The 8646-nt window shown below is 65.9% G+C and carries 8 protein-coding genes; 1 reads left to right on the top strand and 7 read right to left on the bottom strand.

The window, feature by feature from the left end; genetic code table 11:
* The 4 genes from EYE42_RS14480 to EYE42_RS14465 form a co-directional block, all read right to left on the bottom strand.
* A partial coding sequence (locus EYE42_RS14480; protein ID WP_246020611.1) for a glyceraldehyde 3-phosphate dehydrogenase NAD-binding domain-containing protein occupies window positions 1-181 on the bottom strand: 181 nt, incomplete at its 3' end.
* A 31-nt stretch (window positions 182-212) separates the two neighbouring features.
* The gene (gene tkt, locus EYE42_RS14475) at window positions 213-2189 is read right to left on the bottom strand and encodes a transketolase (RefSeq protein WP_130992029.1); all 1977 of its coding nucleotides are present in this window, start codon (window positions 2187-2189) and stop codon (window positions 213-215) included.
* A 12-nt stretch (window positions 2190-2201) separates the two neighbouring features.
* Window positions 2202-3080, bottom strand: a complete 879-nt coding sequence (locus EYE42_RS14470) for a phosphoribulokinase (protein WP_130992028.1) — start codon at window positions 3078-3080, stop codon at window positions 2202-2204.
* Window positions 3081-3104: 24 nt separating this feature from the next.
* Entirely contained in the window at window positions 3105-4106 is a 1002-nt protein-coding gene (locus tag EYE42_RS14465; RefSeq protein ID WP_130992027.1) for a class 1 fructose-bisphosphatase, read from the bottom strand.
* Between the two features lie 91 nt (window positions 4107-4197).
* Here EYE42_RS14465 and EYE42_RS14460 point away from each other — a divergent pair, with 91 nt between their 5' ends.
* Window positions 4198-5133 (top strand): LysR family transcriptional regulator, encoded by a 936-nt coding sequence (locus tag EYE42_RS14460; RefSeq protein ID WP_130992026.1) that lies wholly within the window; start codon window positions 4198-4200, stop codon window positions 5131-5133.
* On the opposite strand, the gene EYE42_RS14455 is transcribed toward EYE42_RS14460, so the two are convergent.
* The 3 genes from EYE42_RS14455 to EYE42_RS14445 are packed head-to-tail and all read right to left on the bottom strand — an operon-like array spanning window position 5123 to window position 8622.
* The gene (locus EYE42_RS14455) at window positions 5123-7438 is read right to left on the bottom strand and encodes a nitric oxide reductase activation protein NorD (protein WP_246020832.1); all 2316 of its coding nucleotides are present in this window, start codon (window positions 7436-7438) and stop codon (window positions 5123-5125) included. The genes EYE42_RS14460 and EYE42_RS14455 overlap by 11 nt on opposite strands.
* Entirely contained in the window at window positions 7404-8207 is an 804-nt protein-coding gene (locus EYE42_RS14450; protein ID WP_130992025.1) for a CbbQ/NirQ/NorQ/GpvN family protein, read from the bottom strand. Before EYE42_RS14450 ends, EYE42_RS14455 begins: the two co-directional genes overlap by 35 nt.
* A gap of 58 nt (window positions 8208-8265) precedes the next feature.
* Window positions 8266-8622, bottom strand: a complete 357-nt coding sequence (locus tag EYE42_RS14445; RefSeq protein WP_130992024.1) for a ribulose bisphosphate carboxylase small subunit — start codon at window positions 8620-8622, stop codon at window positions 8266-8268.
* Window positions 8623-8646 lie beyond the last annotated feature (24 nt).

Raw genomic sequence — 8646 nt, 5'->3', positions numbered from 1 at the left:
CGACCGGCGCCGGAAAGCGGCCATGCACGCTGTCATAGCGCAGAAGATGCGCATTGGTCTCGACCGGCCCCAGATCGTTGATGGCGACAACCTCGATATCGGTGCGCCCCGATTCGATGATCGCCCGCAGAACATTCCGCCCAATCCGCCCAAAACCGTTGATCGCAACCTTCACAGACATGGCTTTGCGTTTCCGTTCATGAAAATTTCCGTTACAGCAGCGCGCGGGCCGCGTCTGCCACCTTGGCGTCCGTGATGCCGAAATGGTCGTAAAGCCGGTCGGCCGGGCCCGAGGCGCCAAAGCCGGTCATCCCCACAAATCTGTCATCGGGACGCAGAACCGCGTCCCAGCCCATGCGGATCGCGGCCTCGACCCCGACGCGGGGCGCGGTGCCCAGCGTTTCGGTCCGGTAGGCCCTGTCCTGTTGCCCGAAAAGCTCGAAGGACGGGGCCGAAACCACCGCTGCCCGGATGCCGTCCCCGGCCAGCAGGTCGGCGGCCTTCATGGCGATCTCGACCTCGGACCCGGTGGCGATCAGCGTGACGTCGCGCACCCCTTCCACATCGCGCAGGACATAGGCGCCCCGCGCCGACCGATTCGCGGTTTCGGCGGTCGTGCGCAGCGCGGGAAGGTTCTGGCGCGACAGCGCCAGCAGAACCGGCGTCGTGGTCGAGGCCATGGCGATTTCCCAGGCCTCGGCGGTTTCCATCGCGTCGCAGGGGCGCAGCACCGTCAGGTTCGGGATGGCCCGCAGGGACGCCAGCGTCTCGACCGGCTGGTGGGTGGGACCGTCCTCGCCCAGGCCGATGCTGTCATGGGTCATCACGAACACCGTGGGCACCCCCATCAGCGCCGCCAGACGGATCGCCGGGCGGGCATAGTCGGCAAAGGCCAGAAAGGTGCCGCCATAGGGCCGGAACAGGCCCGACAGCGCGATGCCGTTCATCGCCGCCGACATGCCGAACTCGCGGATGCCGTAATGGACATAGCGGCCCGAGAAATCGCCCGGACGGACCGGCGCAAGGCCCTTGGTCAGCGTCAGGTTGGACCCGGTCAGATCCGCTGATCCTCCGATCGTGAAGGGCAGGGCCGCATTCACCACCTCGAGCGCCATCTGGCTGGACTTGCGGGTGGCGACCTTGGGGCGGTCGGCGGCAAGCTTTGCCTTGTAGTCGGCCATCGCGGCGGCCAGGGGGGCGGGATCGGCGCGGCGCAGCGCCTCGAACTGGGCACCCCTGGAACTGGCGGCAAGGGTCTTGTTCCAGTCGGCACGCGCCTGGGCGCCGCGCCGCGCGATCTTGCGCCAGGCTTCGCGGACATCGGCGGGGATGTCGAAGGGGGAATGATCCCATGCCAGCGCCGTGCGGGTCGCGGCGATTTCCTCGGCGCCCAGCGGCGCGCCGTGAACGTCATGGCCGCCCTGCTTGTTGGGCGCGCCAAAGCCGATGATCGTGCGGCAGGCGATGAACGTGGGACGCGGATCGCGACGGGCCGCGGACAGCGCCTCGGCGATTTCGGCCGCATCGTGACCATCCACCTTCAGGACATGCCAGCCGGCGGCTGCGAACCGCGCGGCCTGGTCTGTCGAGGTGGACAGATCGGTGTCCCCGTCGATGGTGATCCGGTTGTCGTCCCACAGCACGACCAGATGGCCCAGACCCAGATGCCCGGCCAGGTCGATCGCCTCGTGGCTGACGCCCTCCATCAGGCAACCGTCCCCGGCGATGACATAGACGAAGTGGTCGATCAGGTCGCCAAAGCGCGCATTGCCCAGCCGTTCGGACAGCGCCATGCCCACCGCGGTCGCAAGGCCCTGGCCCAGCGGACCGGTCGTGACCTCGATCCCCTTGGCATGGCCGTATTCCGGGTGGCCTGCGGTGCGATAGCCAAGCTGGCGGAAGTTGCGCAACTGGTCGATGTCCATGTCGTCGTAGCCGAGCAGATGGTTTATCGCATAGAGCAGCATCGAGCCATGGCCCGCCGACAGCACGAAGCGGTCGCGGTTCGGCCAGTCCGGTGCCGACGGGTCAAGCGTGATGAACCGGTTGAACAGCACGGTCGCCACATCGGCCATGCCCATGGGCATTCCGGGATGCCCGGAATTGGCGGCCTGCACCGCATCCATCGTCAGCGCGCGGATGGCGTTGGCCATGCGGCGTTCGTCGGCAAGGGTCAATGGGGCGTTCATGTCGGATCTCCCTCAGCCGCGCAGCTTGCGCGCATTGGTGACAAGGCGTTCGATCAGCGGGGTCAGGATCAACTGCATCGCAAGATCCAGCTTGTTGCCCGGGATCACGATGGAATTGGCGCGGCTCATCCACGAGCCGTGGATCATCGAGATAAGATAGGAAAAGTCGATTCCGCGCGGGCTCTTGAAGCGGATCACGATCAGGCTTTCGTCCGGCGTCGGTATCCAGCGCGCGACGAAGGGGTTCGAGGTGTCGACCATCGGCACCCGCTGGAAGTTGATGTCGGTTTCGGTGAATTGCGGGCAGATGCAATGCACATAGGCATGCATCCGGCGCAGGATCGTGTCGGTCACCGCCTCGGTCGAATAGCCGCGCGATTCCCGGTCCCGATGAATCTTCTGTATCCATTCCAGGTTGATGACCGGCACGACCCCGATCTTGAGATCGGCCAGCGCGGCAAGATTGACGTCGCGGTTCACCACCGAGCCGTGCAGTCCTTCGTAGAACAGCAGGTCGGACCCTTCCTCGAACGGCGCCCAGGCGGTGAACTCTCCGGGGGGCACACCGGTCTTTTCGGCTTCCTCGGCGTCGTGGACATAGGTGCGGGTCCGGCCCGTGCCGGTCTTGCCATATTCGTCGAACACCCGTTGCAGTTCGCCCAGTTCGTTGGCCTCATAGGAAAAATGCGAAAAGGTCTGGTCGCCTTCGGCCTGCCGGCGTTCCAGTTCGCTGCGCATTTCGACGCGATTGAAGCGGTGGAACGCATCGCCTTCGATCGACACCGCCGTGATCCCCTCGCGGCGGAAAATCTGATCGAATGTCCTTTTGACCGTCGAGGTTCCGGCCCCGGACGACCCGGTGACGCTGATGATCGGATGCTTGCTGCTCATGTGCTGGTCCTGAATGGCAGGGGATCAGGCGCGGAACAGGCCGCGCATCCCGAAAAGGGCGGAAATTTCTGCTTCCGGCAGATCGTGATAGGCCGCCACGCGCGCCACCTTGTTGGCCGACCCGAACACGAACGGGGTGCGCCCATGCAGCGAGTCGGGGAGCGCGTCGAGAATGGCATTCTCGCCATCGGTGGCGCGGCCCCCGGCCTGCTCGATCAGAAAGGCGATGGGCGCGCATTCATAGACATAGCGCAGGCGTCCGCGGGCATAGCCCGTGCGGCTGTCGGCGGGATACAGGAAAATCCCGCCGCGCGTCAGGATGCGATGCGTCTCGGCCACCAGCGAGGCGATCCAGCGCATGTTGAAGTCCATGCCAGCCGGGCCATCGGCACCGGCGACGCGATCATCCACATAGGCCCGGATCGGTTTGGTCCAGTGCCGGTAGTTCGACGCATTGATCGCGTATTCGGTCGAATCCGCCGGAATCGCCGCAGCCGTGCCGATCAGCCGGAACCGGCCCTCGGCAGGGTCGAGCACATAGCGAATCACTCCGTTGCCAAACGACACCATCAGCACGCATTGCGGGCCATAGATCGCATAGCCCGCGGCAAGCAAGTCGCGGCCCTGACGCAGGAACGACCCTTCCGGCGTATCGGCGGCCGGATAGATCCCGAAGATCGTGCCGATGGAGACATTGGCATCGATGTTCGACGAGCCGTCCAGCGGGTCGATGGCCACGGCCAGCATGCCGCCGGCGGTCATCTCCACCACCCCGTCCTGTTCCTCCGAGGCATAGTGGCGGACATCGCCCTTGCGCAACGCGGTCATGAAGGCCTCGTCCGCAATCACGTCAAGCGCCTTTTGCACATCGCCGTCCGTATTGGTTCCCGCCGCGCCACCAAGATGTTCATCAATGCCGCCGCGCGCGATCCGTCCGGCAAGCTGGGCCGCGACTCCGGCCAGGCGATCCATCACCCGTGCGACTGCGGGGTTCGTCCCGTCCGGGACGCGGTCCAAAGCGTTCATGGTGTTTTTCCCTCTCTTGACATGAAGCTTGCAGGAATAGCGGTTTTAAGGAATTTAATAATCTGAAATCATCATTCGGAGATTTCTAATCGTGCGCCTCGATGCCGTTACCCTGAAACAGATGCGCGCTTTTTTGTCGGTGGTGGAAACCGGCTCCTTGACGCTGGCTGCGGACCTTCTGCACCAGACCCCCCCGACAATCCATAGCCAGATCAAGAACCTGGAACTGGCGGCCGGGACTGCCCTGCTGATCCGGCCGCAGGACGGGACGGGGTTCCGGCCGACCGCGGCCGGCGAGGAGATGATCGCCGCCGCGCAGCGGATCGAGGCCAACCTGTCGCAGGCCGCACGCCAGATCGAGGCGGTATCGCAGGGAAAGTCGGGCCATGTGGTGCTGGGCACAATGTCCACCGCCAAGTATTTTGTCCCCCGCCTGGTGCGGATGCTGCAGGATCGCATCCCCGAGGTCGAGATCACGCTGAAGGTGACGAATCGCTCGGATGCCATCGCGGCCATGGCCCGGGGGGAATATGACCTGACGATCATGGGCCGTCCGCCGCGCAATGCGGTGCGGCGGGCGGTGCCGCTCGGGCCTCATCCGCATGGCATCGTCCTGCCGCCCGATCATCCGCTGGCCGGAAAGGACGGCTATGATCCGATGCAGCTTTTGCGCGAAACCTTTCTGAGCCGCGAAGACGGTTCGGGAACGCGGACCCTGATGGAGCGATTCTTCGAGCGCCTGGCCGAAGGACATGCGCCGAAAACGGTCGTCATGCCGTCCAACGAAACCATCAAGCAGGCGGTGCTGGCAGGGTTGGGCATTGCCTTTCTGTCCCTGCATACCGTGCATGACGAGGTGCAGGCCGGCCGGCTTGTGCTGCTGCGCGGACCCGGCCTGCCGGTCATGCGGCACTGGTATCTGATCAGGGGATCGGATGGTCCCGGACCCATGACCCGTGCCGCCGAGCGCTGCGGGGAGGAGATCGAGGCGCTCGGCGGCATCTACCTGCCCCGGCTTATCGGGTAAGCGCGGCGTAAAGCTGGGGCAGGCGTTCGGGCAGGCGTTCCACCCGGTCAAGCACCATGGCCCCGCGGGGGCCGAAGATGCGTTGCACATAGGCGTCGGCACCGGGATCAAGCGTCAGGCAGAAGGGCGTGACCCCCGCCTGCAAGGCCTCTTCGACGGCGCGGCGCGCGTCGGCGCGCAGGTATTGCGGATCGCGCACGTCGATATCGGCCGGGGCCCCGTCGGTCAGCACTAGCATCAGCTTACGCGCGGCCTTGACCCGCTGCATCTGGGCCGTGGCGTGGCGGATCGCGGTGCCCATGCGGGTGGAAAGCCGCCCCTCGGCCCCCATCAGGCGGGCAGCGGCTAGGGTTCCCCAGGGCTGGTCGAAATCCTTGAACCGCTCGTAATAGACCTGCGCCCTTCCGTCCGAGCAGAAGCCGTGAATGGCAAAGGCATCGCCCACCCGCGAAATCGCCTCGGACAGCAGCACGCAGGCGGATTTGGTCAGATCCATTACGGTGGCGCCATCGCTTACCGGGTCGTTGGTCGATTCCGACAGATCCAGCAGCACCATCACGGCGGTGTCGCGCACCCTTCGGATCTGGCGCATCATCACGCGCGGGTCGGGCTGGGCACCCATGCGGATGTCGATGGCGGCCTGGATCGCGGCGTTGATGTCGATCTCGTCGCCATCCTCGAGCTTGTGGAGGCGCTGCGTGCCTTGGGGGCGCATGGCGTCCAGCCTGTGGCGCAGACGTTCCATCACCGGGCGATGCCGGGCCAGGATCGCGTCCACCCCTTCGGGGTCTCCCATCCGGGCGCGGCGTTCCAGCACCGTCGCCCAGGCCGGGCGCATCAACTGGATCGCATGATCGAACTCGTCGTAAAGGACCGGCGGGGCGATCGGCTCGCGGCCTTCCTTGTCGTTGAAGCTCTGGCCGTCGTCGTCGAAGAACTCGGCCGACTGCACCCAGATTTCCTGCGCATCGTCGCCCGCCGTCTCGACCTCGACCTCATTGACCATCTCGGTGACCGAGACATAGCGGCGGACCTGCTGCGGCGGCCGATAGCCGGTGTCGAAGTCGAGCTCCTCGAATTCCCACAACAGGCGGTTGTCGCAGCGGTAGGGGCATGACGGACGGTCGGACCAGGCGGAATAGGGCTGGCCGCGCAGCTTGTCGGCCAGGTGCAGCCCAAGCGCACGGGCCGCGTCGGGATCGGCGGGGTCAAGGGCCTCGAACCTTGTCCGCACCCAGGCGGCCAGGTCGGTTTCGGGCGGGCTGTCCGGCAACAGCAGGGCACGGGCGATCCCGTCGAAGGTGCCGGCAATGCCGTTGCCGGTCGCGCTGTGGAACTGCGCCCACAGGGCGCGCAGCCGCGGCAGCCGGACCATCGCCAGCGCCTCGGCGCGGGCATCCTCGATCAGGCCGATGCAGGTCGATTGCAGCGCATTCAGCCCCTCGCCCTGGATCGGCTTGCGCAGGCAGGCCAGATGGGCCGCCAGATGGGCCACCTGCGCGCGATACAGCGTCAGCGCGGGAATATCGTTCCAGTCGTCCAGCGCGTCGGGCAGATGCAGGCTGAAGGCCTCGTAATAGGGACGCAGCCCCTCGCGCGTTTCGAAATCGCCCGCGGTGGGCACCAGCATGAAATCCCGCGCCCAGAGCGCGCGCAGATACATCATCAGGCGGCGCTGCACATCGACCAGAAGCGTGCCCTTGCGCTCGCGCTGCAGCACGGCACGGCTTTCCTCGGTTTCCAGCGAGAAGAAGCGCAGCAGTTCCTTGTAATCGGTGCGATGCGCGTCGATGCCCCAGTCGGCCCAGCGGCGCAGGCCGCCCAGCGTCAGCACCGCCAGCAGGTCCGAAAGGTGGTCAAGCATGGGCCGCAGCGCACGCGGCGCGCGGGCCAGCATGTGTTCGACGAAGCGCAGGTATTGCAAAAACAGCGTTGCATCGCCGAACCGCGCGGCCGCCACCGGCGCGGTCCCGAGAAGCTGGGCGATCACCGCGCCCGAGGTGCGCGAGGCGAACCCCAGAATCTGGGGCAGAAGCTCTGCCAGGATGTCCTCGCCCAGGTCGCGGGCCAGGGCAGGGGCTGTCTCGATCCAGGCGATGACCAGATCGTCGCCCCGGCCCAGCCGCGCCAGCGCATCGGTCCCGCGCAGCCAGGTGTCGAACGCGCGCGGCGACAGGCGCCGCCGGGCATCGGGCAGCGCCGCGCGCAGGACCTCGGCCACGGGGACGTTCAGGCTGTCGGCCAGGCCCGCGTGATCCTGGGGCAGTGCTTCAGAACCAGGTTGCGACGGCAGCATCAAGCGCATCCCGCATGTCCGGGTCGTCGGTGATCGAATGAACCAGCGCCATGGAACAGGCCGCGCGCGGTGCGATCCCCCCCCTGATAAGCCGGCCGGCATGGATCAGCATCCGGGTCGAGACGCCTTCGTCCAGGCCGTGACCCTTGAGGTTGCGCGACCGGGCACCGATCTCGACCAGCTTGCGGGCGGTGTCCGCGTCCACGCCGGATTCATGCGCGACGATCTCGATCTCGACCTCGGGGCCGGGCCAGGTGAAGTCCATGGCGCCAAAGCGCTGTTTCGTGGACTGCTTGAGATCCTTCATCAGCGACTGGTAGCCGGGGTTATAGCTGATGACCATCAGGAAATCGGGATGCGCCCTGAGCAGTTCGCCCGTTTTTTCCAGCGGCAGAACCCGGCGGTCGTCGGTCAGCGGGTGAATGGCGACGGTCGTGTCCTGACGCGCCTCGACCACCTCGTCCAGATAGCAGATGGCGCCGTGCCGCGCGGCAAAGGTCAGCGGCCCGTCCTGCCAGCGCGTGCCGTCGGCGTCCAGCAGATAGCGCCCGATCAGATCCGAGGCGGTCATGTCCTCGTTGCAGGCCACCGTCACCAGCGGGCGGCCCAGCCGCCAGGCCATGTGTTCGACAAAGCGGGTCTTGCCGCAGCCCGTAGGGCCTTTCAGCATCACGGGAATGCGCGCATCCCACGCGGCGGTGAACAGCGCGACCTCGTCCCCGGTCTCGCGCCAGTAGGGCGCCTCGGTCACGCAGAAATCGTCCAGCACATCCTTCATGGCGGCTCCTTTCCTGTCGGATTCGGGCCACCCGGCTCCCGGATGGCCCCGTCGGCTGTCAGACCGGCTGACCGCGATAGACAACCATATTGGCGCCCTGGCTCTGGGTGAAGTTGTCGTAGCCGATCAGGCGGACATGGTGTCCGGGATTGGCCGCGTGGCATTCGTCCAGTTCGGCCAGGATCGCGTCCACGTCGGTTTCGCCGAACATTGGCAGCTTCCACATGTACCAGTAATAGCCGCCTGCATTCTCGGGCTCGGTATGCTCGATCGCCGGGTTCCAGCCGTGATCGACGACCCACTGCACCTGCTTGCGGATCTGGTCCTTGGTCATTTCCGGCAGATAGGAAAAGGTTTCCATCTTGCGGCTTGCCGGGTCCGACAGACGCGAAGGATAGTCCTGGATAATGCTCATCATTGTGATCCTTTTTGCGGGAAG

Source organism: Paracoccus subflavus (assembly GCF_004310345.1).
In the GTDB taxonomy this organism is placed as follows: Bacteria; Pseudomonadota; Alphaproteobacteria; order Rhodobacterales; family Rhodobacteraceae; genus Paracoccus; species Paracoccus subflavus.
Note: the sequence above shows the minus strand (reverse complement) of the source record. Positions and strands in the feature narration are given on the sequence as shown.

Excerpts from the sequence above, each read along its gene's own strand:
- tkt (WP_130992029.1), bottom strand. The coding sequence starts at position 2,189 with ATGAACGCCCCATTGACCCTTGCCGACGAACGCCGCATGGCCAACGCC.
- EYE42_RS14470 (WP_130992028.1), bottom strand. The coding sequence starts at position 3,080 with ATGAGCAGCAAGCATCCGATCATCAGCGTCACCGGGTCGTCCGGGGCC.
- EYE42_RS14465 (WP_130992027.1), bottom strand. The coding sequence starts at position 4,106 with ATGAACGCTTTGGACCGCGTCCCGGACGGGACGAACCCCGCAGTCGCA.
- EYE42_RS14455 (WP_246020832.1), bottom strand. The coding sequence starts at position 7,438 with ATGCGCTTGATGCTGCCGTCGCAACCTGGTTCTGAAGCACTGCCCCAG.
- EYE42_RS14450 (WP_130992025.1), bottom strand. The coding sequence starts at position 8,207 with ATGAAGGATGTGCTGGACGATTTCTGCGTGACCGAGGCGCCCTACTGG.
- EYE42_RS14445 (WP_130992024.1), bottom strand. The coding sequence starts at position 8,622 with ATGAGCATTATCCAGGACTATCCTTCGCGTCTGTCGGACCCGGCAAGC.